Source organism: Roseomonas nitratireducens (genome assembly GCF_017813355.1).
GTDB classification, from domain to species: Bacteria; Pseudomonadota; Alphaproteobacteria; order Acetobacterales; family Acetobacteraceae; genus Neoroseomonas; species Neoroseomonas nitratireducens.
On sequence record NZ_JAGIYZ010000005.1, the window covers coordinates 64,116 to 88,942 of the forward strand.

The 24,827-nt window shown below is 72.4% G+C and carries 21 protein-coding genes; 12 read left to right on the forward strand and 9 right to left on the reverse strand.

The genetic code is table 11. The features are described 5' to 3' along the window. Positions 1-123: 123 nt before the first annotated feature. On the forward strand, positions 124-1,803 hold the full coding sequence (locus J5Y09_RS07115) for a methyl-accepting chemotaxis protein (protein WP_209351060.1): 1,680 nt from the start codon (positions 124-126) through the stop codon (positions 1,801-1,803). A gap of 186 nt (positions 1,804-1,989) precedes the next feature. Beyond that, positions 1,990-3,669 carry a methyl-accepting chemotaxis protein gene (locus J5Y09_RS07120; protein WP_209351061.1) on the forward strand — a complete coding sequence of 560 codons (1,680 nt, stop codon included), beginning with the start codon at positions 1,990-1,992 and terminating at the stop codon, positions 3,667-3,669. Between the two features lie 51 nt (positions 3,670-3,720). Here the strand turns inward: J5Y09_RS07120 and J5Y09_RS07125 are convergent, their stop codons facing one another. After that, positions 3,721-5,148 carry a dihydrolipoyl dehydrogenase family protein gene (locus J5Y09_RS07125; protein WP_209351062.1) on the reverse strand — a complete coding sequence of 476 codons (1,428 nt, stop codon included), beginning with the start codon at positions 5,146-5,148 and terminating at the stop codon, positions 3,721-3,723. Then, the gene (locus J5Y09_RS07130; protein ID WP_209351063.1) at positions 5,141-5,845 is read right to left on the reverse strand and encodes a TVP38/TMEM64 family protein; all 705 of its coding nucleotides are present in this window, start codon (positions 5,843-5,845) and stop codon (positions 5,141-5,143) included. The genes J5Y09_RS07125 and J5Y09_RS07130 overlap by 8 nt, the downstream gene beginning before the upstream one ends. 188 nt (positions 5,846-6,033) lie before the next feature. Between J5Y09_RS07130 and rpmH the strand changes: the two genes are divergently transcribed. The 5 genes from rpmH to yihA all read left to right on the forward strand — a co-directional run bounded on the left by rpmH (position 6,034) and on the right by yihA (position 9,349). After that, positions 6,034-6,168, forward strand: a complete 135-nt coding sequence (gene rpmH / locus J5Y09_RS07135) for a 50S ribosomal protein L34 (protein WP_198376537.1) — start codon at positions 6,034-6,036, stop codon at positions 6,166-6,168. A gap of 26 nt (positions 6,169-6,194) precedes the next feature. After that, positions 6,195-6,563 (forward strand): ribonuclease P protein component, encoded by a 369-nt coding sequence (gene rnpA / locus J5Y09_RS07140; protein WP_209351064.1) that lies wholly within the window; start codon positions 6,195-6,197, stop codon positions 6,561-6,563. Further along, a complete protein-coding gene (gene yidD / locus J5Y09_RS07145; protein WP_209351065.1) occupies positions 6,560-6,799 on the forward strand; it encodes a membrane protein insertion efficiency factor YidD in 240 nt (79 codons plus the stop codon). The genes rnpA and yidD overlap by 4 nt, the downstream gene beginning before the upstream one ends. Before the next feature lie 10 nt (positions 6,800-6,809). Then, the gene (gene yidC / locus J5Y09_RS07150; protein ID WP_209351066.1) at positions 6,810-8,585 is read left to right on the forward strand and encodes a membrane protein insertase YidC; all 1,776 of its coding nucleotides are present in this window, start codon (positions 6,810-6,812) and stop codon (positions 8,583-8,585) included. A 101-nt stretch (positions 8,586-8,686) separates the two neighbouring features. Further along, entirely contained in the window at positions 8,687-9,349 is a 663-nt protein-coding gene (gene yihA / locus J5Y09_RS07155) for a ribosome biogenesis GTP-binding protein YihA/YsxC (RefSeq protein WP_209351067.1), read from the forward strand. Between the two features lie 9 nt (positions 9,350-9,358). On the opposite strand, the gene J5Y09_RS07160 is transcribed toward yihA, so the two are convergent. Continuing rightward, a complete protein-coding gene (locus tag J5Y09_RS07160) occupies positions 9,359-10,663 on the reverse strand; it encodes an LLM class flavin-dependent oxidoreductase (RefSeq protein ID WP_209351068.1) in 1,305 nt (434 codons plus the stop codon). Positions 10,664-10,884: 221 nt separating this feature from the next. Here J5Y09_RS07160 and argB point away from each other — a divergent pair, with 221 nt between their 5' ends. Next, on the forward strand, positions 10,885-11,775 hold the full coding sequence (argB, locus tag J5Y09_RS07165) for an acetylglutamate kinase (RefSeq protein WP_209351069.1): 891 nt from the start codon (positions 10,885-10,887) through the stop codon (positions 11,773-11,775). A 9-nt stretch (positions 11,776-11,784) separates the two neighbouring features. Here the strand turns inward: argB and J5Y09_RS07170 are convergent, their stop codons facing one another. Together J5Y09_RS07170 and J5Y09_RS07175 are read right to left on the reverse strand one after the other, a co-directional pair. Next, positions 11,785-12,996, reverse strand: coding sequence for a DUF2336 domain-containing protein (locus tag J5Y09_RS07170; protein WP_209351070.1), 1,212 nt, complete (start codon positions 12,994-12,996; stop codon positions 11,785-11,787). Continuing rightward, positions 12,993-14,357 (reverse strand): sensor domain-containing diguanylate cyclase, encoded by a 1,365-nt coding sequence (locus J5Y09_RS07175; protein ID WP_209351071.1) that lies wholly within the window; start codon positions 14,355-14,357, stop codon positions 12,993-12,995. The genes J5Y09_RS07170 and J5Y09_RS07175 overlap by 4 nt, the downstream gene beginning before the upstream one ends. A 121-nt stretch (positions 14,358-14,478) precedes the next feature. On the opposite strand from J5Y09_RS07175, the gene dapD reads away from it, so the two are divergent. From dapD to J5Y09_RS07190, 3 genes are read left to right on the forward strand one after another with little or no spacing between them, the layout of a single operon-like run. Continuing rightward, on the forward strand, positions 14,479-15,315 hold the full coding sequence (dapD, locus tag J5Y09_RS07180) for a 2,3,4,5-tetrahydropyridine-2,6-dicarboxylate N-succinyltransferase (RefSeq protein ID WP_209351072.1): 837 nt from the start codon (positions 14,479-14,481) through the stop codon (positions 15,313-15,315). Between the two features lie 40 nt (positions 15,316-15,355). Then, positions 15,356-16,495, forward strand: a complete 1,140-nt coding sequence (gene dapE / locus J5Y09_RS07185) for a succinyl-diaminopimelate desuccinylase (protein WP_209351073.1) — start codon at positions 15,356-15,358, stop codon at positions 16,493-16,495. Positions 16,496-16,503: 8 nt separating this feature from the next. Beyond that, positions 16,504-17,073 (forward strand): hypothetical protein, encoded by a 570-nt coding sequence (locus J5Y09_RS07190; RefSeq protein WP_209351074.1) that lies wholly within the window; start codon positions 16,504-16,506, stop codon positions 17,071-17,073. On the opposite strand, the gene truA is transcribed toward J5Y09_RS07190, so the two are convergent. Continuing rightward, positions 17,074-17,835, reverse strand: a complete 762-nt coding sequence (gene truA, locus J5Y09_RS07195; protein ID WP_209351075.1) for a tRNA pseudouridine(38-40) synthase TruA — start codon at positions 17,833-17,835, stop codon at positions 17,074-17,076. After that, complete coding sequence (fmt, locus tag J5Y09_RS07200; protein ID WP_209351076.1) at positions 17,835-18,740, reverse strand: methionyl-tRNA formyltransferase; 906 nt, start codon at positions 18,738-18,740, stop codon at positions 17,835-17,837. Before fmt ends, truA begins: the two co-directional genes overlap by 1 nt. An 862-nt stretch (positions 18,741-19,602) precedes the next feature. On the opposite strand from fmt, the gene J5Y09_RS07205 reads away from it, so the two are divergent. After that, a complete protein-coding gene (locus J5Y09_RS07205; RefSeq protein ID WP_209351077.1) occupies positions 19,603-21,147 on the forward strand; it encodes a hypothetical protein in 1,545 nt (514 codons plus the stop codon). A 140-nt stretch (positions 21,148-21,287) separates the two neighbouring features. Here the strand turns inward: J5Y09_RS07205 and J5Y09_RS07210 are convergent, their stop codons facing one another. Next, on the reverse strand, positions 21,288-21,992 hold the full coding sequence (locus J5Y09_RS07210) for a hypothetical protein (RefSeq protein ID WP_209351078.1): 705 nt from the start codon (positions 21,990-21,992) through the stop codon (positions 21,288-21,290). A gap of 243 nt (positions 21,993-22,235) precedes the next feature. Beyond that, positions 22,236-24,770, reverse strand: a complete 2,535-nt coding sequence (mgtA, locus tag J5Y09_RS07215; RefSeq protein WP_209351079.1) for a magnesium-translocating P-type ATPase — start codon at positions 24,768-24,770, stop codon at positions 22,236-22,238. Positions 24,771-24,827: the final 57 nt, after the last annotated feature.

The window sequence follows — 24,827 nt, forward strand, 5'->3', positions numbered from 1 at the left end:
GGGGTGGCCGACGACAAAAGGAGACATTGGTCGACGCATCGGCAACGAACTGGAAAGGCAACGATCTTATGACGAGACCGTTGAATGCGAAGGCATCTGCGAACCAACCGGGACGACCGTCAAATGCTGAAATCACTCTCGCTCGCCAACAAGCTCCGGGCCGGAATCGGCCTGCTCCTCGTCCTTCTCGTGATGCTGGGCGGCGTCGCCGCCTTGGTCATCCGGAACATGGATGCCCGGTCTGACGAGATCCGGGAGGCATGGCTGCCCACCATCGCGCGCATCGGCGAGATGAACGACGCGCTGCTCGGCGTCCGCCGGCATGAACTCCGCGTCCCGATGTTCCGGGAAGGCGAGATGCGCCGGCAGTCGGACGAGGCCTTCGCCGGGGCGGAACGCCGCCTGACCGCGGCGCTGGAGGCGCTGCGCCCCGAACTGACCGATCCCGAGGAACGGCGCCTGCTCGCGCGCCTGGAGCCGGCGCTGCGGGACTACATGCGTGCGCTGCGCCAGACCATCGAGGCGAGCGCCGCCAACAACCAGGAGGGCATGCGCAGCGCGCTCGCCGCCGGCTTCGAGCCCTTCGGCGTCGCGGCGCGCACGCTCGACGAACTGGCCGCCTTCGCGACGCGCGCGAGCGACCGGGCCGCCGCCGATGCCAACGAGGCCGCGGATTTCGGCCTGATCCTCATGCTCGGCCTGGCGCTGGCCGCGCTGATGGCCGGCATCGTGGTGGCGGTCCTGCTTGGCCGCAGCATCTCCGGCCGGATCACGGAACTGAACGGCGCGCTCGAGCGCCTGGCGAAGCGCGACTACGGCTTCGAGCTGAAGGCCATCGCCGACAAGGACGAGATCGGCGCCATGGCGCGCGCGATCGACACCTGCCGCGACGGGCTGAAGGAAGCGGACCGGCTGGCCGCCGCGCAGGTGGAGGAAGCCCGGACGCAGGCCGAGCGCGCGACCCGCGTCGATGCCCTGGTGAAGGATTTCGAGGCCGAGGCGGCCGGCGTGCTGCGCGCCGTCTCCGCCGCCGCGACAGAACTGTCCGCCACCGCCGCCACCATGACCGAGACGGCGGAGGACGGCACCCGGCAGGCCGCCGCGGTCGCCGCGGCCTCGGAACAGGCGAGCAGCAACGTGCAGACCGTCGCGGCCTCGGCCGAGGAACTCGCCACCTCCATCGCCGAGGTCGCCCGCCAGGTGCGGGAGACGGCGGCGATCACGGAACGCGCCGCCGATGCGGCGCAGTCCACCGACGGCACGGTGCGCAGCCTGGCCGAGGCCGCGACCAAGATCGGCGACGTGGTCCGCCTGATCAGCGACATCGCGGGCCAGACCAACCTTCTCGCGCTCAATGCCACGATCGAGGCGGCGCGCGCGGGCGAGGCCGGCAAGGGCTTCGCCGTGGTGGCGAGCGAGGTGAAGAACCTCGCGAGCCAGACGGCCCGCGCGACGGAGGAGATCGGCCAGCAGATCGCCGCCATGCAGGCCGAGACGACGCGCACGGTGGACGCCATCGGCGCGATCGCGCGGACGATCGAGGAACTGAACGCGACGACGGCGCAGGTGGCCGCGGCGTCGGAACAGCAGGCCGCGGCGACGCAGGAGATCGGGCGCGCCGTGGCGGAAGCCGCGCAGGGCACACAGGAAGCCTCCCGCAGCGCGGTCTCGGTCAAGCAGGGGGCCGAGCGCACCGGCGGCGCGGCGCAGGACCTCAAGGGCGCGTCGGGCGAACTCGCGCAGCAGTCGGAACGGTTGCGCGGGCAGGTCGATACCTTCCTGGCGAACATCCGCGCGGCCTGACCGCGCGGGACATCACGGCATGCGGGGGCCGCCCGGGTGGAGACACCCGGGCGGTTTCGCGTTCATGGCAGGGCGTGCATGGCCCCCGGCGGCGTCAAGCATTCGGAAAGCCCGATGGTGCTGGAATGGAGTTGCCGGGTCGGCGCGGACATCGCCGCGCGATGCATCTAGGGAAGACTGACCACCATGCTCTCCAGCCTCTCGCTGTCGAACAAGCTGCGGGCCGGCGTCGGCGTTCTGCTGCTGCTGTTTGCCGTGCTGGGCGGCGCCGCCGCCCTCGTCATTCGCGACATGGACCATCGGGCCGACCTGATCGGCGACCGCTGGCTGCCCTCCCTGGCGCGGGTGTCCGACCTCAACGACGCGGTGCTCGGGCTGCGGCGGAACGAACTCGGCCTCGCGGCCTTCCCCGCGGGGGAGGCCCGCCAGCGGGCCGAGGCCGCGATCACCGAGGCGGCCGCGCGCGTGCCGCGGGCGCTGGCCGCCTATCGCGAGGTCGTCGCCCATCCCGAAACGCTCCGCCGCCTCGCCACCCTGGAACCCGCGCTGCAGGACTACCTGCGGCGCCACGCGGAGATCATGCGGATCCACGCGACCGGCGACCGCGACCGGTTGAGCGCGGCCCTGTCCGACGGCCGCAGCGTGATGGACGTGATCCTGCGGACGCTCGACGAACTCCTGGAGATCAACACGCGCGAAGGCCGCGCCGCAGCGGTCGCGGCCAATGACGCGGCCGATGCCGGCCTGCTGGTGATGGCCTCGGTCGCGCTCGTCTCGCTCCTCGCCGGCATCGCCATCGCCGCGCTGCTTGGCCGCAGCATCACCGGCCGCGTGGGCAACCTCTCCTCCGCGCTCGGACGCCTCGCGCAGCGCGACTACGGGTTCGAGCTGAAGGAAGTGGCCGACAAGGACGAGCTCGGCGCCATGGCGCGCGCGCTGGACACCTGCCGCGACGGGCTGAAGGACGCGGACCGGCTGGCCGCCGCGCAGATCGAGGAAGCGAAGAAGCAGGCGGACCGCGCCACGCGGATCGATTCGCTCGTGAAGGGCTTCGAGTCCGAGGCGCTGGGCGTGCTGCGCGCCGTCTCCGCCGCCGCGACGGAACTTTCCGCCACCGCCGCGACCATGACCGAGACGGCCGAGGACGGCACGCGCCAGGCGACCGTCGTCGCGACCGCCGCGGAGCAGGCGAGCGCCAACGTCCAGACCGTCGCCGCATCGACCGAGGAACTCGCCGCGTCGATCGCCGAGGTCGCGCGGCAGGTGCGCGACACGGCGTCCATCACGAACCGCGCGGCGGATGCGGCGCGCGAGACGGACGGCACGGTGCGCAGCCTGGCGGACGCCGCGAACAAGATCGGCGACGTGGTGCGCCTGATCAGCGACATCGCCGGGCAGACCAACCTGCTGGCGCTGAACGCGACGATCGAGGCGGCGCGTGCGGGGGAGGCCGGCAAGGGCTTCGCGGTCGTGGCGAGCGAGGTGAAGAGCCTGGCGAGCCAGACCGCCCGCGCGACCGAGGAGATCGGCCAGCAGATCGCCGCCATGCAGATGGAAACGACGCGGACGGTGGACGCGATCGCGGGCATCGGCCGAACGATCGAGGAACTGAACACGACGACGGCGCAGGTGGCCGCGGCGTCCGAACAGCAGGCCGCGGCGACGCAGGAAATCGGGCGCGCCGTGGCGGAAGCCGCGCAGGGCACGCAGGAGGCCTCCCGCAGCGCGGTCGGCGTGCAGCAGGGCGCCGAGCGCACCGGCGGCGCGGCGCAGGACCTGAAGGGCGCGTCCTCCGAACTCGCGCAGCAATCCGAACGGCTGCGCGGCCAGGTCGATACCTTCCTGGCGCATATCCGCGCGGCCTGACCGGGCCGTGCCGCGCGCCGCCCGGGTGGCGACACCCGGGCGGTTCCGCCTTCAGGGCAGGTGCTTGAGCAGCCCGACCGCCCGCTTCACCGGCGCCGAGAGCAGCCTCGGCGCGTAGAAGTCGCCGGCGGCGCGCTTGCCGGCCTCCTGCGCCGTCGGATAGGGCAGCACCGCGCCGGCGAGCGCCGACAGCTTCATCCGCTGCCCGATCATCAGCGCGAACATGCCCGCCATGTTGCCCACGCCAGGGCCGGCCAGCGAGGCGCCGAGCAGGCGCCCCTTGCCGTCCGCCACCAGCTTCACGAGCCCTTCCGCCCGCCCTTCGGCGACCAGCCGGTCGTTTTCCGACAGCGGCCAGCGCGTGATCGCGAGGTCGACCCGCCCCGTGGCGCGGAGTTCCGCCTCGGTCGGGCCGATCTGCGCGATCTCCGGGTCGGTGTAGGTCACGCGCGGCAGCGCGTCGTAGGACAGCTTCGCCGGCAGGCGGAACAGCATGGCGCGGGCGATGATGCCGGCATGCTGGGAACAGACATGGGTGAAGGCGCGCGGGCCGAGCCCCGCCGGGTCGGCGATGTCCCCCGCCGCCCAGACGCGGCGGTTGGAGACCGAGCGCAGCGCGAGGTCGGTCGCGATGCCGCGCGGCGAATGCGCGATGTCGGCGGCTTCCAGCCCAAGGCCCGCGACGCGCGCGGCGCGGCCGACCGCGACCAGCAGATGCGTCCCCGCGATGCGCGCGCCATCGGCCAGCAGCAGCGCGATGCCGTCACCTTCGCGCTCGACCGCCGCGACCTTCGCCCCTTCGCGCAGCGTGACGCCGTCTGCTTCCAGTGCGGCGCGCAGCGGGGCGACGCATTCGGGGTCTTCCCGCCCGGCGATCGCGGCCCCTTCCACCACCGTCACCCGGCAGCCCAGCCGGGCATGGGCCTGCGCCATCTCGAGCCCGATGGGCCCGCCGCCCAGGACCAGCAGGTGGCCGGGCTTCTCCGGCAGGGCGAACAGCGTCTCGTTCGTCAGGAAGGGCACGTCGGACAGGCCCGGGATGGGCGGGACGATGGCGGCCGAGCCTGCGGCGATCACGGCGCGGCGGAAGGTGAAGCGCCGGCCCGCGGCTTCCAGCGCGTCCCGCGCCGTGAAGCGGGCCATGGCCTGCACCACGGTCACGCCCATGCCGGTGAAGCGTTCCACCGAATCGTTCGGCGCGATGGCGGCGATCGCGCCGGCGACATGGGCGCGCACGCCGGCCCAGTCGATCTGGGGCGGCGGCAGCTTCACGCCGAAGCGCGCGGCGCGGCGCGCCTCGGCCGCGGCATGGGCGGCGGCGAGCAGCGCCTTGGACGGCACGCAGCCGAAGTTCAGGCAGTCGCCGCCCATCTCCCCGCGCTCGAACAGCGCGACCTTGAGCCCGAGCCCGGCCGAGATGGCCGCGACCGAGAGCCCCGCCGCGCCGGCGCCGATGATCGCCACGTCGAAGTCAGGCATCGCGCGTCCTATTCCGCCACCAGGCGCCGAGGAGGGAAAGCCCCGCCAGCCCGAGCAGGGGCAGCAGGATGGAAGGTGAGAGGATCACGCCGAGGTCCGGCCGGCCGCCGCTGGCGAACACCTCCCCCAGCCCCGCCCCGATGCCCGCGAAGACCACCGTGCCGGGGATGATGCCGATGGCCGTCGCCGCGGCATAGGCGCCGAAGGGCATGCCGACCAGCGCGGGGGCGAGGTTGGCGAGCCAGAAGGGCACCACCGGGATCAGCCGCAGCGTCAGCAGGTAGAAGAAGCCGTCGCGCTCGAGCCCCGGCCGCACCCTGTCGAGCAGCCCCGCGGCCCGCCCCGCGACCAGCGGCGCGAGCGCCGAGCGCGCCGCGAGGAACAGCAGGCAGGCCCCCACCGTCGCCCCCGCCACCGTCAGCGCCGCGCCGACCCACGGCCCGAACAGCAGCCCGCCGGCCAGCGTCATCACCGCGCCCCCGGGCAGGGAGAGCGCGACGACGACGACATAGGCCCCGACATAGGCGGCCGCGGCGGCGACCGGCCGGGCCGCGACCCAGGCGGCCAGCGCCGCGCGATGCTCGGCCAGCGCCTCGAAGGACAGCAGGCGCGTCGCGCCGCTGGCCCAGGCCAGCAGGATCAGCGCCGCGATCAGCAGCAGCGGCCAGGCACGGCGGAGGGTGACGCGAAGGGGCATGCTGCCTGCGGTTTCGTGGCGAAGGGGCCGGGAGTTACACGGAAAAGCGGCCCGGCGCGGTTGACGCCCGGCGATCCCGCTCCCTATACCTCCGCGCCTCGCCGGGGCGCCGCCAATTTGGGGGTGCCGCCGGCCCGTTCTGCTGGCGGCAGGGCCCGTCCGCCAGCCACGAGTTCAGGAGACGTATCGTGAAGCGTACCTACCAGCCCTCGAAGCTCGTCCGGAAGCGCCGGCACGGTTTCCGGACCCGCACCGCGACGGTGGGCGGCCGCAAGGTGCTCGCCAACCGCCGGTCCAAGGGCCGCAAGCGCCTCTCGGCCTGACCGGCCGCGCCGGGGCGGAGCGCCGCATGTCTGGCAGCGCCGGTCCGGCCGCGTCCCCCGTCGAGCCGACCCGGATCCGCAAGCGCAGGGATTTCCTGCGCGCGGCCTCGCGCGGCAAGCGCGCGGCGCGGCCCGGGCTCGTGCTGCAGGCGGTGCCCGGCGACCCGGCGCAGCTGCGCCTGGGCTTCACCGTGACGAAGAAGGTCGGCAACGCCGTGGTGCGCAACCGCGCGCGCCGGCGGCTGAAGGAAGCCGCGCGGCTGGCGCTGCGCGAAGCCGCCCCGCCGGGCTGGGACCTGGTGCTGATCGGCCGCGATGCGACGCCCAAGCGCCCCTTCGCCCTGCTGGTCGATGACCTGCGCGGCGCGCTGCGCCAGGCGGGCGTATTGCGATGAGCGCCGCCGCCACCGCCCTGAAGGGCTGCGTGCACGCCTACCGCTACACGCTGCGCGGCGTGATCGGCGCCAATTGCCGCTTCTACCCGACCTGCAGCGACTACGCGCTGGAAGCGCTGAGCTGCCACGGCGCGGCGCGCGGCAGCCTGATGGCCGCGCGACGCATCCTGCGCTGCAACCCCTGGCATCCGGGCGGCTACGACCCGGTGCCCGCACCCCATCCGCCGAAAGGCTGAGACTTCCCCGATGGACCAGAAGCGCCTGTTCGCGGCAATCGCGCTCTCGATCGGCATCCTGCTGATCTTCGACGCATGGAACCGCGCCAACACGCCCACGCCGCCCCCGCAGACGGCCCCGGCCGCATCGGCGCCCGCGGTCCCCGTGCCCGCGGCCCCGTCCGCCGTGGTGCCGGCCGCGCCGGGTGCCACCGCCGCCACCGCGACGGATGCCGGCCGCCCGCCCGCCGCGCGCGTGCCGGTCGAAACCCCCCGCCTGGCGGGCAGCATCAACCTGCGCGGCGCGCGCATCGACGACCTGGTGCTGACGACCTACACCGAACGCCTCGCTTCCCGCACCGAGCCGAACCCGCCGCAGGTCCGCCTGTTCGGCCAGCGCGACAGCGACCATCCCTATTTCGCGCAATGGGGCTGGACCTCGGCCGATGGCCGCGCGCGCGTGCCCGATGGCGACACCGACTGGACCGCGACGGGCGGGCCGCTCGCCCCCGGCCGGCCGGTGACGCTCTCCTGGGACAACGGCCAGGGCCTGCTGTTCGAGATCGCGCTGACGATCGACGAGCAATACATGGTCAGCGCCGAGCAGCGCGTGCGCAACACGGGCGCCGAGGCGGCCTCGGTGCTGCCCTGGGTGCGCATCCGGCGCGAGCGCACGCCGCAGATCGCCGGCTTCTTCATCCTGCATGAGGGCTTCACCGGCGTGCTCAACGGCCGCCTGCGCGAGGTCACCTACAGCGACGCCAAGTCCGAGGGCGAGCGCCGCCGCGGCGTGGCGATGGAGGAGGAGACGACCGGCGGCTGGGCCGGCATCACCGACAAGTACTGGCTCGCCGCGATCATGCCGGGCGGCCCCGACCAGTCGCTGCGTGCCGCGTATCGCCATGTGAACGAGGGCGGCGGCGCGGCGGGCGACCGCTGGCAGGTCGACATGGCGGCGACCGCGCCGCTCGCAGTCGCGCCGGGTGCGACCGCGACGCTGGCCACGCGCCTGTTCGCCGGCGCGAAGGAGGTCCACCTCCTCGACGGCTACATGGACCGGCTGCGCATCACCGACTTCGACAAGGCGATCGACTTCGGCTCGTTCTACTTCCTGGTGAAGCCGTTCTTCCTCGCGCTCGACTGGCTGTTCCGCATGACGGGGAACTTCGGCGTCGCGATCCTGATCTTCACGGTGCTGATCAAGGCGGCCTTCTTCCCGCTGGCCAACAAGGCCTACCACTCGATGGCGCGGATGAAGGTGCTCGCGCCGAAAATGACGGAGATCCGGGACCGCTACAAGGACGACCCGCAGAAGGCGCAGCAGGAGATGATGGCGCTGTACCGGTCGGAGAAGGTGAACCCCGCCTCCGGCTGCCTGCCCATCCTCATCCAGATCCCGGTCTTCTTCGCGCTCTACAAGGCGCTGTTCGTCACCATCGAGATGCGCCACCAGCCCTTCTTCGGCTGGATCCAGGACCTGTCCGCACCCGATCCGACGAACCTGTTCAACCTGTTCGGGCTGCTGCCCTTCGACCCGGCGCAGTGGAGCAGCTTCCTGCACATGCCGGCCTGGGCGCTCATCATGGGCGTCACGATGTGGGTGCAGCAGAAGCTGAACCCGCAGCCGCCGGACCCGATCCAGGCCAAGATCTTCGCCTGGATGCCGGTCATCTTCACCTTCATGCTGGCATCCTTCCCGGCCGGGCTGATCATCTACTGGGCCTGGAACAACACCCTGTCGGTCGCGCAGCAATACTACATCATGCGGCACGACCGGGCGGCGGCTAAGGCGGCCAAGTCCAAGTAGAAGGCCGGGGGAGGGAACTCCCCCGGACCCCCTCCTTCTTCTGGCTGTCACCAAGGCGCGCCGGCGGGCCAGGCTGAAACCATCCAGCGAAGGGCGCATCCATGACCGGACTTGCCGAGGCCAAGGACGACGCCGAGCGCGCGGCGCTGATCGAAGCGGGGCGGCTGCTTTTCGCGCGGCCCTGCACCTTCTTCTACGCGGCGCAGAAATCGGACCAGCTGCCGCCGCCGGGGCTGCCCGAGGTCGCCTTCTGCGGGCGGTCCAACGTGGGCAAGTCCTCGCTGCTGAACGCGCTGACCGGGCAGAAGGCGCTCGCCCGCGTGTCCCAGACGCCGGGGCGGACGCGGCAGCTCAACTTCTTCAACCTGGCAGAACGGCTCGTGCTCGTGGACCTGCCGGGCTACGGCTACGCCAAGGCGTCGAAGGACATGCAGCGCGACTGGCAGGGCGTGATGTTCGACTACCTGCGCGGCCGGCCGAACCTGATGCGCGTGATGCTGCTGCTCGATGCCCGCATCGAGACGAAGTCCGCCGACCGCGCGGCGATGGACCTGCTCAACACCGCCGCGGTCGCCTTCCAGATCGTGCTGACCAAGGCCGACGACGTGGGGCCGGTGAAGCTCGCCGCGCGGATCGAGGAAGCGAAGGACCTCGCCCGCCGCAACACCGCCGCCCATCCGCTGGTGCTGGTCACCAGCAGCGAGTCGGGGCAGGGCATCGACGAGCTGCGCGCGGAGATCGCCTCGCTGGCCGTCGCGGCCTGACGCGGCGCGTCAGGGTCGCGCCAGGTTCTCCCGCAGCGTCGCCCCCGCGTATTCCGTGCGGAACAGCCCGCGCCGCTGCAGTTCCGGCACCACCAGCCGGCAGAATTCCTCGAACATCCGCGGATGCACCGTCGGCGTGATGATGAAGCCGTCGCAGGCGCCGGAGGTGAAGTAGTCCTCCAGCGTGTCCGCGATGGTCTGCGCCGTGCCGACCAGCAGCGCCCGCGGCTTGGCCACCGCCTCGCTGAAGGCGATCTTCTCCTGCCGCATCATCTGCAGCACGCGGTCCTGGGACCCCACGATGCCCTGGTTGCCCTGCGCGGCGCGCATCTCCTCGGGCGAGGCGACCTTCGACAGGTCCACCCCCATCAGCGCGGAATTAAGCATCCGCTGCGCCTCGGGGTCGATCAGCGACTGCAGGTGCTCGAACTTCTCCTGCGCGATGCTCTCCGTCTCCCCGATCACGGTCATGAAGGATGGCAGGACGCGGCAGTCCTCCGGCGCGCGGCCGAACTTCGCCATGCGGGCCTTCACGTCGGTGGTGAAGGCGAGGGCGTCCGCCTTGCTGTGCGGCGTGCAGAAGATGATCTCCGCCCAGCGCGCGGCGAAGTCGCGCCCGCGATCCGACGACCCCGCCTGCATCAGCACCGGGCGGACCTGCGGCGTGCGCGGGATGGACAGCGGGCCGCGCGTCCGCACCCAGCGCCCCTCGAAGTTCGTGTAGCGGACCTTGGACGGGTCGATGAAGACGCCGCCCTCCCGGTCCGCGACCAGCGCGCCCTCCTGCCAGGACTCCCACAGCGCGCAGCAGGCTTCCACCACCTCCTCGGCGCGGTCGTAGCGTTCCTCCTTGCCCGGGATGCCTTCCATCCCGAAGTTCCGCGCCTCGAGATCGGTGGCGGAGGTGACGACGTTCCACGCCATCCGCCCGGCGCTGAGCATGTCGAGCGAGGCGAGCGTCCGCGCTATCCAGTAGGGATGCAGCAGCGTGGTGGACAGCGTCGCACCCAGGCCGAGATGCTGCGTCACGCGCGCCATGATGGGCAGCACCACCAGCGGATCGAGGTAGGAGATCTGCCCGCCCATCCGCAGATAGGCGTCGAAACTCCCGCCATGGATGTCCGGCAGGCCGAAGGTGTCGGCGTAGAAGCAGGCGTCGAAGCGTGCGGCTTCCAGCAGGCGGGCGATGTGCTCGTAGCGGGCGGGGTCGAAGATGTCGTCGAGCGCGGCTTCGGGGTGGCGCCAGGCGCCGGGATGGTTCGCCGTCGGACCGGTCTTGAGGTAGGCGACCAAGTGCATCCGCCGGCGGGTCACGGCGCGATGCTCCAGGTGGCGGCGGGACAGGCCATGGGACCTCCGGGTCGGTGTCGGCCGTGCGATCCTGATGGCGCTTGGCCTGACTATGCGAGAGCCCCGGCCGGGCGGCAAGGCGCGGCACCCTGTCACGGCGCGGCGATTTCCAGCCGGGCCGATCTGCTCTAAGGGGATCGCCCCAATGGCCGAACCGGCCCCGCCAGACGCAACGAGCCCGCCGCATGACCGAGACCGTCGACACGCCCGAAGCCATGCAGATCCTGGCCGGCGCGCTGCCCTTCCTGAAGCGCTACGACGACGCGACCGTGGTCGTAAAGTATGGCGGCCACGCGATGGGGGAGGAGGACACGGCGCTGCGCTTCGGCCGCGACATCGCGCTGCTGGAGCAGGTGGGCGTGAACCCCGTGGTCGTCCATGGCGGCGGGCCGCAGATCAACGCCATGCTCAAGCGGCTGAACGTCAAGTCCACCTTCATCCAGGGCCTGCGCGTGACGGATGAGGAGATGCTCGACGTGGTCGAGATGGTCCTCGCCGGCCCGGTCAACAAGCAGGTGGCGGAAGCCATCACGCGGGCCGGCGTCATGGCGGTCGGCATCTCGGGCAAGGATGGCGGGCTGATCCGCGCGCGCAAGCTGCAGCGCACCTACCGCGACCCCGACAGCAACATCGAGAAGGTGCTCGACCTCGGCTTCGTCGGCGAACCCGCCAGCGTCGACCCCAAGGTGCTGCGCCTGCTGATCGGCGCCGACATCGTCCCCGTCGTCGCCCCCGTGGGCGTGGGGGAGGACGGGCAGACCTACAACATCAACGCCGACACCGCCGCGGGTGCCATCGCCGGCGCGCTCTCGGCCGAGCGGCTGCTGATGCTCACCGACGTGCCGGGCGTGCTCGATACCGAGAAGCGCCTGATCCCGGAGATGAGCGTCGCCGAGGTCAAGGCCGGCATCGAGGCCGGCTGGATCTCCGGCGGCATGATCCCGAAGGTCGAGACCTGCATCTACGCGATCGAGCGCGGGGTGAAGGGTGCGGTCATCCTCGACGGGCGCGTCCCGCACGCGATCCTGGCCGAGCTGTTCACCGATGCCGGGCCGGGCACGCTGATCCGGCCCTGACGGGCGCGCTCAGCGCCCCGCGGCGCGCGCCAGCGCGTCGATCCGCCAGCGCAGTTCGCCGTCGCCCACCAGCGACGGCGCGACGGAGGCCGAGGCCGTGGGCGCCGGCGGGGCGAGCAGCATCGCCACCGCCTCGGCCGTCGCTTCGCTGAGGCTGGCGCGCCGGCACAGGCCGGCGATCGACTTGTTGCAGCGCGTGACGACGACGTGCTCGACCTCGGACAGCGGCACGCCCGCCAGCGCGGCGAGCGCCGACTTCACGAAATCGGCCTCCGCCGCGCGTGCGGCGCGCAGCATCGCGGCATCGTCCAGCGCGCCGGCGCGCAGCAGGATCAGCGCCCGTTCCCCGGCATCGGACGCGCTTTCCCCCGGCCGCGCGCGGCCGGCGAGGCGCACCGCGACGGCGCGACGGATGGTGGCGCTCGCCTCGGCCGGCAGGTCGGTCCGGGCGGCGAGCGGCGCGAGCAGTTCCTCGGCCACGAAGCGGGACAGCGCGACGGCGGCGCGCGGCGGCAGCGCCGGGCGCTTGACCAGCGGCGCCTGCCAATGGGTGCGCTCGGCCGCCTGCACGACCAGGGCGTCGAGCGTGGATTCCCGGATCGCCGCGCTGTCATTCAGCAGCAGGGCGGTGATCGCGGTGTCGTCGCCGCTGTCCACCAGCGCGTCCGCGACGCGTTCGCTGATCGTGGGGCGGCGCGCGACCGCGGTCAGCGTCTCGGCCACCGGTGGCGCGGCGACGAGGGAGAGCAGGTCCTCCTCCGTCAGCATCGGCGAGAGGCGGATCACCGGTTCCGCGACGCGCATCGCGCGGTCCTGCGCCAAGGCGAGGACGGTCGCGCGCGGCGCGTCGGGCAGGGTGCTCACGGCCTCGGCGATGATGATCCGGATGTCCTCGGCGGTGTCCTCGGCCAGGCGGGCGAGCGCCCCCCAGGCCGCGTCCGCGAGCCGGTCCCGCTGCGGTTCGCCCAGGCCCGGCGCCAGCTGGGCGAGCCGTGCCGCCAGCGCGCCGCGCACGCCGTCATCCGGGTCGGCGGCGAGGGTGCCGAAGGTCTGGAAGGGGGAGGAGGGGTTGCGCGCCACCGCGCCGCGCACCGAGGCGACGCGGTCGGACATCAGGAAGTAGAGCGCTTCGGGCGGCGCGGCGGGGTCGGCGGCCAGCGCTTCCCGGCCGGTCACGTCCCCTTCCTCGAGGATGCGGGCGGCCCGCGTCAGGTCGGTCATGGCGCGGGCTCCGCCATGCGCCACCCGCCGCGGCCGGCGCGCTTGGCGTCATAGAGCGCCGTGTCGGCGCGGGCGACGAGCCCCGCCGCGTGCTCGGCGCTGCCGGGACGACGCCAGGCGATGCCGATGCTGAAATGCGGGGACTTGCCGTCCAGCGGCAGGTCGGCCGCGGCGCGCAGGAGATTCTCGGCCGTGGCGATGGCCGCCGGCACGTCGGCGCCCGGCAGCCAGAGCACGAACTCGTCCCCGCCGAAGCGCGCGGCCAGCCCGTCCGGTCCGGCCGCGGCGTGCAGCAGGTCCGCCGTGGTGCGCAGCGCGGCGTCGCCGGCGTCGTGCCCGTAGCGGTCGTTGAGCGGCTTGAGGTTGTCGAGGTCCACGAACAGCAGCGCGCCGCCCTGCGACGGCGCGGCGACGTCGAGCGCCCCTGCCAGCGCGGCGAGGAAGGCGCGGCGGTTGGCGAGGCCTGTCAGCGCGTCGGTCGTCGCCTGGCGTTCCAACTCCTCCTGGATGCGGCCGAAGCCGAGCACGGCGCCGAGCATCGCCGCCATGGAGCGCAGGACGGCGAGGTCCTCCGCATCCCAGTCGCGCGCGCCGCGATCCCGCCAGGCGACGAGCACCGAGGTGGCGAGCGGGCGCCCGTGGTGGTGCAGCAGCGCCGCCGGCCCGCCGCCCTCGAGCGTGCCGGTCCAGTCCGTGCCGGCGACGAGCCCCGCGGCCACCGCGGCGACGAGCGCGACGGGCACCTCGGCGGTCGCGGCGACGGTCGAGGGCGCCTCCTGGCCCGGGACGATCATGGCGGTGCCGGCGCAGCCCAGCGCATCGCGCAGCCCGGCTAGCCCCTGGGCGAGGCTGTCGCGCGCGGTCGCCGCGAGCCGGACCTTGTCGGCCAGCGCGTCGAGCAGCGCGGCGCGGCGCAGGCCGGCCGCGGCCGCCGTCGCCGCATGTTCCTGTTCCGTTACGTCATGCGCGGTGCCGCGCAGGCCGGTGATGTTGCCCCGCGCATCGGCCAGCGGCACGAGCGACAGCAGCACGCAGCGCGGTTCCCCGCCCGCCCCGGCCATCCAGTAGCGCTGCCGGCGGACGGCCTGGCGCAGTTCGAAGGGGTCCGGCCCGGTGCCCAGCAGCAGCGACGCGGCCCGGCGGCCGAGCAGCCGGGTCGCGGAATGGCCGAGGATCTGGTCGGGCCAGAGGAAGGTGAAGCGCCCCGCGCCATCCGCCTCGAAGACGAAGTCGGCGGCGAGGCCCGCGAGATCCTGCCAGCGCTGCCGCGATTCCAGCAGGGCGCCATGCAGCGCGCCGGCCGCCGCCGCCGAGGGGGGAAGCGTCGCCGACCTGTCCTCGGGGCGAAGGGCTGCGTTCATCCCCTCAAGGAAAGCGCGAACCCGGTGAACGACGGGTTAGCGGCGACCGCGTTGACAGGCAGCCGGCGCGGGGCCAAGGAACGCGCCCGCCCGAAAGACCGCAGCCGGAGCCCACCCCGCCATGGACAGCACCGCCCTTCAGGCCCGCATCGAGGCCCTGTGGCAGTCCCGCGACCGCATCAACTCCGCGACCGGCGGCGGCGACCGCGCGGCGGTGGAGGAAGCGCTGGACGCGCTCGATTCCGGCCGTGCCCGGGTCGCCGAGCCCGACGGCAACGGCGGCTGGCGGGTGAACCAGTGGCTGAAGCAGGCCGTGCTGCTGTCCTTCCGCCTGGTCGATTCGGCGCCCATGGACACCGCAGCCGGCGCCTTCGACAAGGTGCCGCTGAAGTTCCAGGGCTGGGGGGAGAACCGCTTCAAGGAAGCGGGCTTCCGCGCCGTGCCCGGCGCCGTGGTGCGCCGGTCCGCCTATATCGCCAAGAACGTCGTGCTGATGCCCTCCTTCGTGAATGTCGGCGCCTATGTCGGCGAGGGCACGATGGTGGACACCTGGGCGACCGTGGGGTCCTGCGCGCAGATCGGCAGGAACGTGCACCTGTCCGGCGGCGTTGGCATCGGCGGCGTGCTGGAGCCGTTGCAGGCCAACCCCGTGGTGATCGAGGACGATTGCTTCGTCGGCGCCCGGTCCGAGGTGGCCGAGGGCGTGATCGTCGAGCGCGGCGCCGTCCTGTCCATGGGCGTCTTCATCGGCGCCTCCACCAAGGTGATCGACCGCGCGACGGGCGAGATCTTCATGGGCCGCGTGCCGGCCTATTCCGTCGTGGTGCCGGGCAGCCTGCCGGGCAAGCCGCTGCCGGACGGCTCGCCGGGCCCGTCGCTGTATTGCGCCGTGATCGTGAAGCGCGTGGACGCGCAGACCCGCGCCAAGACGGCGATCAACGAATTGCTGCGCGATTGACGCCCGCAGCGCGCGGGCGCCGGAGGCGCGACGGAGCGTGATGGCGACCGACCCGATCCCGCTGGCCCAGGCGCTGATCCGCTGCCGCTCCGTCACCCCCGCGGATGACGGCGCGCTCGACGTCGTGCAGCGTGCGCTTGAGCCGCTCGGCTTCGCCTGCACGCGGCTGGTGTTCGGGCCGGCGGACTACCGCGTCGACAACCTGTTCGCTCGGCGCGGCACCGGCGGGCCGCATTTCTGCTACGCCGGGCACACCGATGTGGTGCCGCCTGGCGACCTCGGCGCCTGGACGGATGACCCCTTCAGCGGCGCGCTGCGCGACGGGCTGCTGTTCGGCCGCGGCGCCTGCGACATGAAGGGCGGCATCGCCGCCTTCGTCGCCGGCCTGACGGACTACCTCGCGGCGAATCCGAACCATCCCGGCTCCATCTCCCTCCTCATCACGGGGGATGAGGAAGCGCGCTCCGTCGACGGCACCGCGAAGGTGCTGGAATGGATGCAGGCGAACGGCCAGGTGCCGGACATGGCGCTGGTGGGGGAACCGACGAGCCGCCGCGCGCTGGGCGACACCATCAAGATCGGCCGGCGCGGCAGCCTGACCGCGCGCATCGCGGTGCGCGGCAAGCAGGGGCACAGCGCCTATCCCGCGCTCGCCGACAACCCGATCCACCGGCTTGTCGCGGCACTCGGCCCGCTGCTCGCGGCACCGCTCGACAACGGGTCCGAATTCTTCCCGCCGACCACGCTCCAGGTGACCGGATTCGATGTCGGCAACACCGCGTCGAACGTCATCCCGGCCGTCGCGCGGGCGATGCTGAACATCCGCTTCAACGACCTTCACACCAGCGCGGCGCTGGTCGAGAGGCTGCACGCCGCGCTGCGCGCCGCGGGCTGCGCCTATGAGATGGACGCGGAATGCTCCGGCGAGAGCTTCCTCACCCGCCCCGGGCCCTTCGTCGATGCGCTCTCGCGCGCCGTCGCGCGCAGCACGGGGGTCACGCCCGCGCTCGACACGGGCGGCGGCACCTCGGATGCCCGCTTCATTGCGCGCTACTGCCCCGTCGCCGAGTTCGGCGCCGTCGGCGCGACGCTGCACCAGGTGAACGAGCACGCGCCGGTGGAGGAGCTGCGCCGCCTCGCCGGCACCTATCGCGCGGTGATCGAGGACATCCTCGGCTGAGCGGGTCCGTGCCCCCGCCGGGCTCGGTCGCGCGCGGCATCGCCGCGTCGCTCATGCTCGCGCGCGGGCGGGCGGTGGGCGTGCAGGCCTTCGTGCCGTCGATGGACGAGGCCCGCGCATCCTTCCGCGCCGCCGCGATCTGCCTGCCGCTGTTCCTGCTGCTGCGCGCCTTCGGGCCAGGCGCCGCGGCGGCTGTCGATCCCGCGCGGGCGCTCTTCGCCGACATCCTCGCCTATGTCTGCTCCTGGGCGGGCTTCGCCGTGGCCTCCCTGCCGATGGCCGAGGCGATGGGCCGCCGCGCGCTGTGGCCGCGCTTCATTGCCGCCTGGAACTGGTCGAACCTGGTCCAGTACATCGTCCTCGCGGTGCTGACCTTGCCGGCGATGCTGGGCCTCGGCGGCATCGTGGCGGACCTGCTCGGCCTCGTCGGGCTTGCCTACGCGCTCTGGCTGCAATGGTTCGTCGCGCGCGCGGCGCTGATGGTCTCGGGCCTGCGCGCCATCGCCTTCGTGCTGCTGGATTTCGGCATCGCCGTCTTCCTGTCCGGCCTCGTCATCCGGATGGCGGCGCTGGGCTGATCAGCCCCAGTCGAGCGGCTCCGCGTAGCGCACGCCGGTCAGCACGAGGCCTTCCGGCGGCGCGGTCTGCCCGGCGCGCGCCCGGTCCCGCCCATCGAGCACGCTGCGCGGCCAGGACGCCGGGCGTCGGCCCCAGCCGACCTCCACCAGCGTGCCCACCAGGTTGCGCACCTGGTGATGGAGGAAGGACCGCGCCGCGGCGGTGACCACCACCTCGTCGCCCAGCCGCGCCACGTCCAGCCGGTCGAGCGTGCGCAGCGCGCTCTTGGCCTGGCAGGCGGCGGCGCGGAAGGCGCTGAAGTCATGCTGGCCGAGCAGCATCTGCGCGGCCTCGTGCATCGCCGCGGCATCCAGCCGCCGCTGCACGTGCCAGACCCGGCCGAGGTCCAGCGCCGGCCGCGCCCGGCGGTTCAGGATGCGGTAGCGATAGGCCCGCCCGGTGGCGGAGAAGCGCGCCGACCAGCCTTCCGGCGCCGGCGCGGCGGCCAGCACCGAAACCGGATGCGGGCGGCTGTGGAAGTTCAGCGCTTCCCGCACCCTTTCGGGCGGCAGGTCGGCCGTGATCTCGAGCTGCGCCACCTGGCCCTCGGCATGCACGCCGGCATCGGTGCGCCCGGCGGCGATCATCGTCGGCGCCACGCCGGCGTTCAGATGCGCCGCCGCTTCCTCCAGCACCTGCTGCACCGACAGGCCCTGCCCCTGGCGCTGCCAACCGACGAAGGGTCCGCCGTCGTATTCGATTAGGAGCGCGTAGCCGGCCATCAGCCCAGCACGGCGCCGCGCGGCAGGGCGAAGCCGCGCAGGAATTCCGTGGCGTCGAGCGCGGCGCGCCCGGGCCGCTGCAGGCGCAGCAGCCGCAGCGCGCCCGCCCCGCAGGCGACCAGCGCGGCATCGTCGAGCAAGGTGCCCGGCGCGCCCGTGCCGGCCTCGACCCGCGCGGCCAGCACGCGCACCTGTTCCCCGCCATGCTCGAAGAAGGTGCCGGGCCAGGGGTTGAGCGCCCGCACGCGCCGTTCCAGCGCGGCCGCCGCCTGCGCCCAGTCGAGCCGGCCATCCTGCTTGGTCAGCTTCGGGGCGTAGGTCGCGCCGTCCTCCGGCTGCGGGATGGCGGGCGGGTCCTCCTCCAGCGCGCGGAGGATGAGCCGCGCGCCCATCGCCGCCAGCGCGTCGTGCAGCGCCTGCACGGTCGCGTCGGGGCCGATCGGGATAGCTTGCTCGAGCAGCATCGGGCCGGTGTCGAGGCCTTCCTCCATCCGCATGATGGTGATGCCGGTCTGCGCGTCGCCCGCCAGGATCGCGGCGTGGATCGGCGCGGCACCGCGCCAGCGCGGCAGCAGGGAGGCATGGATGTTGAGGCAGCCGCGCCGCGGCGCGTCCAGCATCGCGCGCGGCAGGATCAGGCCATAGGCCGCCACCACCGCGGCATCGAGATTCAGCGCGGCGAAGGACTCGTGCTCCGCCGCGTCGCGCTTCAGCCGGGCGGGCGTGCGCACGGGCAGGCCGAGTTCGAGTGCCGCGCGGTGGACGGGGCAGGGGGTTTCGCGCTGGCCGCGGCCGGCGGGGCGGGGCGGCTGGCAATAGACGGCGGCGATCTCATGCCCCGCCTCGTGCAGCGCGCGCAGCGCGGGCACGGCGAAGTCGGGGCTGCCCATGAAGGCGAGGCGCATGTCAGGGCGTCCCGGAGCGGGGCGTCGCCCCTCTCCGGACCTCTCCCCGCCAAAGGCCGAAAGGCCTTTGGGAACCATCGCCTGGGCCGCGCCTCATCACCACGCTCGTTCCCGGAAAAATGGTTTGCACAGGTCTTTCGGCCTTTGGCGGGCGGCGCCCTCTTTTCCGAACAGAGGCATACACGCCAATCACTCCGCACATACCGGGTGTCAACGGCCCAACGCGCGCTGATCGTATGCCTACACCCACATATCCAGAAAATGACGAGCCGCTCTAGTTCCGCCTTCGGAGCTTAATGCTCTTGTCCTTCGGCGACAAAGAACTGGGCAAGAAGGCCTCTTGTTGCTTATGCGCCGTTGCGTGTTCCGGAGCATCTGCTGGGATGACCCCTCCATGCATACGAGCGACTCGCCAATCGAATGCGAGGCGAAGAAAACGCTCATGAACGACTGAGCGCCACGCGCGAGCCGTCCACAGTAGCGGGGGACCTCGAACTTCATGATCACGCTGCGCCACGCAAGGCGCCAGTCATATTGATTCGTCCCTCGCCCGACAGACGCGTTGCCGTTGAGGTCAGCGCCGCGCGGCGGTTCGTGTCGCCAGGCCCCATGACGTGAAGCAAATGTAACGGCACGGCGATGGTCTGGGCGATGCAATCGATCACAAAGCCTGTGCAGCCCACGCCTCGACCGTGACCTGACCCCCGAAGACGGTCCGTCGGCGACGTGGTGCCGCACATGTTTCGGGGCCTGTTCACCGGTTGCGCTCGGACAGGCGCGATCGCCAGCATGCATGGACTTGCCAATGATGCGTTTTCGCCGCCAGGCCGAGTGCGGTCACGCCGCCACCGCGTTGCCGGGCGTGGACCGGCCCGCAGTGCTGCGGCCGGGTCACGGCATGGTCTGGCGGGCCGTGGCGCTGGCGCCCTGCCTGTTCTTCCTCGTGACGATACTGCTGCCGCCGATCAACCACGACGTGGCCGCGGTGCTCGACTTCGCGCGCCGCTGGCTCGCCGGGGAACGACTCTATGTCGACCTGGTCGACGTGAACCCGCCGCTGATCTTCGTGCTGAACCTGTTGCCGGCCGCACTCGCCCGCTACACGCCGCTGGCGCAGGCTCAGGCGGTGATGCTCTGCCTGCTCGGCCTCGCGGCACTGCTGTGGCGCATGGCGGAGACGCTGCGCCGGGGGCGTGCGGAAGGGCCCGTCGAATCCGCGGTGCTCACCGCGACCGTGCCGCTGCTCCTGGTCATGGCCGGTTCGGATTTCGGTCAGCGCGAGGTGCTGATGGCGATGGTCGCCATCCCCTATTGCCTGCTGGCGGCGCGACGCGTCGACGGGCCCGCCCCGCCGCCGCGGCTGGCTACCGGCGTGGCGCTGGTGGCAGCGCTCGGCTTCGCGCTGAAGCCGCATTTCCTGCTGATCCCTTTGCTCATCGAGGCGCTGGCGCTTCTGCGGCGCGGTGCGGCAGCCCAGCGCCGCGACCCGGTGCCCTGGACCATGGCGGCAGTCTGGGCGGGCTACCTCGCATCCGTGCCGGTCTTCTTCCCCGCCTACCTCGCGCACGTCGTGCCGATGGCCTGGGGCTTCTACGGCGAGATCCACGGCGCGGGTCGCTGGCGCGTGCTGGTGGCGGACGTCATGGGCTCGGCGGAAGCGCTGCTGCTGCTGGCGCTACCCATCGCGCTGAGGCCCGGTGCGGGGACGCTGGCGCAGACGCTTGGCCTTGCGACGGTCGGCGCCTTCGCATCGGCCTGGCTCCAGCACAAGGGGTGGACCTACCATGTGCTGCCCATCACGATCTTGGGCTGCGCGGCGCTGCTCGCGGCGGGAGCGCATTGGGCGGATCGCGCCCTGCCTGGTGCGCGCGCCTCGAGCGCCGCACCCGCGCTCGCGGCCATCGCGGCCCTTGGCGTGCTGGTGTACGTGGTGCGCGGGGGAGAGACACCGTGGCGGCAACTCGCCTTCCATGGCGAAGCGCCGGGCCAACTCGCGGAATGGCTCGGCGAGCATGCGCGCGGCCAGCCGGTCCTGGTGCTCAGCCCTGATGTCTTCCCCATCTATCCCGCGCTGACATATGCCGATGCGCACCAGATCCTGCCGGTGATGAGCATCTGGCCGCTGCAGGGTTTCTATCGACTCTGCCCCAGCGGCCCGGTGCCTTATCGCGAGGCGCACGAGATGGGTGCGGTTGAGTTCGACCTGTTCCAACGCGTCGCGGAGGCTTTCGCCGCTGCTCCGCCCCCGGTCCTGGTGGCGGCGCGCCATGCCAACATCCCCGCCTGCGGCGGCCGTTTCGACGTTCTCGCCTATTTCGCCCGTCACCCGCTCTTCGCCGAGGCGCTCGAAGGGTACCGGCTGGCCGGCGAGATCGAGGGGCATCGCCTGTTCCGGCGGCAGGACTGATGCCGAGGCACCTGCGCGCCCACCACCGCGCGCAGCGCGCGCGGCTGTTCACGCGCTGCCGACGGCCCCGACAATGACCGGGCGCGCGGCGAGGCATGAGCGGAGCCTCGCTGCCTCGCGAAGGCGACGGATGATGGCCTTCAGGCGCTCTGCGCCTCGCGCGAGGCACGGCGGCGATAGGTCTCGTGGCTTGCTGCCTGGGGCCACCGCGCAGGTGGAACGACCGCGGGAAGGTCGCGGAGCATCGCCACGAGGTCCGCATCGGGACGCCCGACGAGATCGCTGCGCGCGAGTATTTCGGCCATCCCCCATTCCCAGGCAAAGCGCAGCGCGTCCTCGGCGGCGGCATGAGAGTGCGGCGGCAGCCACGGCGCCAGGGCCGGCCGGACGACACGCGGATCGAGCCCGAGCGCACGAAACTGCCGCGCAACCACGCCGCCCGATTGCTTCTCGGCCAAGTCCCAGTTGCGCCCGGCGCGACCTGCTTCTTCGTAAAGCGTCAGGAGCCAGTCGTCGTCCCAGCCGCCCATGCCCGTGTCGCTCGCGACCTCTGCGCCATCGAAGGTCCGATCGAGCATCTCGCAGACATCGCTCAGCGGGCGCCCGTCTCGCAGCAGGATCTCCCGCGACAACCCATGGACCGGTTCCGCGGATGAGTCCCATCGAGCAGGGTCCGCCAGCCAGTTGTCGGACGGCCGAACCAGCACGCTCCGCACGTCGAGTTCCACCCGGCCGTCCAGCATGATCACGGGCCGCGCCCAACCGATTTCGATCGGGAAGGATCCTCGTGCGATGCCGGAGGACTCGATGTCGATGAAGATCGGCGGGGCGTTCGGTGCCGACATGGCTGTGGCTCTCACTTGCGTCGGCGCATGGTAGTGAAATTCGCGGCGCGAACGCAGTGAATGCCTTCATGCCGTCCTTCACCGTGACGCCGCCATTGGCCGTCGCCCCTGTTCGGCGTCCTGATGCGCCACGAGGTCATCGCGTCTGCCGCTCATGGCTGCCCAGGTCCCGGTCGTGGCTGCATGAGTCGCGCCGACCGTCGAGCCTCCGGTCCCGCGGGAGGTTCGTCGCCGGTGATGGCGTCATGCCGGGCCGGCGCGGGTGGCGCGACGCTTCAGCGCTTCCGCCGCCGCCAGGTAGCCGACGACCAGCACGCCGATGGCCGCCAGTAGCGCACCCGGCAGCGGCGCAAAGCCCAGCACCGGCGCCAGCGGGCCGAGCGCCAGGGCGCAGGCCACCGCCAGCGCCGACAGTGACGTCGCGATCAACGCCGGATGAGGCGCCGCCGCCCTCCAGGCCCGACCATGGGTGCGGATCAGGAAGATCACCAGCACCTGCGTCGCCATGCTCTCGATGAACCAGGCGGTGCGGAATTCCTCCGGCGTCGCGCCGACGCCCCAGAACAGGATACCGAAGGTCGCGAGGTCGAAGACGGAGGAGAGAGGCCCCATGACCAATGTGAAGCGCAGCACCGCCCCCATGTCCCACAGATGCGGCTTCTTCACGTCCTCGGCGTCCACGGCATCGAAGGGGATGCCCATCTCCGACAGGTCATAGAGCAGGTTGTTGAGCAGGATCTGGGCCGGCAGCAGCGGCAGGAACGGGATCAGCAGCGAGGCCGCCGCCATCGAGAACATGTTGCCGAAGTTCGAGGACGTGCCCATCCGCACGTACTTCATGATGTTGGCGTAGGTCCGCCGCCCCTCCACCACGCCCTCCGCCAGCACGCCGAGATCGGGCGCGAGCAGGATCAGGTCGGCCGCCGCCCGTGCGACTTCGGTCGCTCCCTCCACGGACAGCCCGGCATCGGCGGCGTGGATGGCGGGCGCGTCGTTGATGCCATCGCCGATGAAGCCCACCGCATGACCATGCGCCTTGAGCGCGAGGATGACGCGCCGCTTCTGGTCCGGCGAGACGCGCGCGTAGAGGTCCACCTCCTGCACGCGCGCGACCAGTCCGGGATGGTCCAGCGCCTCGATCTCCTCCCCTGTCAGAACGCCCTTGCAGGGCAGGCCGAGCGTCCGCACCAGGTGCAGCAGGACGGGCGCGGCATCGCCCGAGACGATCTTCACCCGCACGCCCAGCGCGCCCAGCCGTGCGACGGCATCGGCCGCCGAGGCTTTCGGCGGGTCGAGGAAGGCGCAAAAGCCGGCGAAGACGAGATCGGCCTCGGTGTGCGGGCCTTCGATGGTCTCGTCCTCCCCCATGGACCGCCACGCGATGCCGAGCAGGCGCAGGCCCTCGCTGCCCCGGGCATTCGCGCGGGCCAGCAGTTCGGCTCTCACGGCGTCGGTCATCGGCTGCCGCGCGCCATCCGCGCCTTCCGCGGCGGTGCACACGGCTAGCACCGCCTCGGGCGCGCCCTTCACCACCAGCAGGCGCTGGCCCTCCCCTTCGCACAGCACGGCGGAGCGCCGCCGCTCGAACTCGAAGGGCGCCTCGGCCAGGGCGCGCCAACCCGGCGCGGGCGGGCTGGCCTGCAGGATGGCGGCGTCCAGCGCGCTCGGCGCGCCGCTCGCGAGCCCGGCATTCAGCGCTGCAAGGCCGAGCACGCGCGACGACGGCGCGCCATCCGTCCCGGTCGCATCGGCCAGCGCGATCCTGGCCTCGGTCAGCGTGCCGGTCTTGTCGGTGCAGAGCACGTCCATCGCGCCGAGGTCATGGATGGCCGCCAGGCGCTTCACCACCACGCGCTTGCGCGCCATCCGCATCGCCCCGCGCGAGAGCGTGACCGTGGTCAACATGGGCAGGAGCTCGGGCGTGAGGCCGACGGCGAGCGCGATGGCGAAGAGGAAGCTCTCGAGCGGCGGCCGCTGGAAGGCGAGATGCGCGAGCAGGACGAACAGCACCAGGAAGGCCGTCAGACGCAGGATCAGCAGGCCGAGCCCGTGCAGCCCCTTCTCGAAGGCGGTGGGCGGCCGCCTTGCGGCCAGCGACGCCGCGACGCCGCCGAGCCGCGTCGCGCGCCCCGTGGCGACGACGAGCATGGTCGCGGCGCCGGCGACGAGCGCGGTGCCGGCGAAGACCGCGTTGAAGGCGTCCGCCGGGCTGCCGGCCTCGCTCGGTCCGACGCGCTTGCCGACAGGGTAGGGCTCGCCGGTCAGCAGCGCCTCATTGGCCTGGGCACCGCGGCTTTCCAGCAGGATGCCATCGGCCGGCACCAGGCCGCCGGCGGTGAGTTCGACGACATCGCCGGGGACGATTCTCTCCACCGGCAGGGACACCACCTGCCCGTCGCGCCGCACCGCGGCCTTGACGGCGACGCTGTCGCGCAGGCGCGTGGCTGCCAGTTCCGCCCTGTGTTCCTGCACGACATCGAGGCCGACCGACACGCCGACGATGCAGGCGATGATCCCGAAGCCGGCCCAGTCCCCCGTCAGGCCGGAGACGAGTGCGGCGACCAGCAGGATGGCGACCAGCGGCTCGACCAGACGCCGGCCGATCTTCGCGGCGATCTCGAGGCGGGGGCTGTCCGCGACGGTGTTGGGACCGGTCTCGGCGAGGCGCCGGTCCGCTTCCGCGGCCGCGAGCCCCATGGGACCGCTGCCGAGGCGCTCGGCCACGGCGTCCTGATGGACCGCCCAGAACCGTTCGGCAGCCAGTGCCTTCTCGGTCATGGCGGCAGCATAGCGGATCAGGGAGATCGGAGCGGACTGAATTCGCGGGATCGGCCC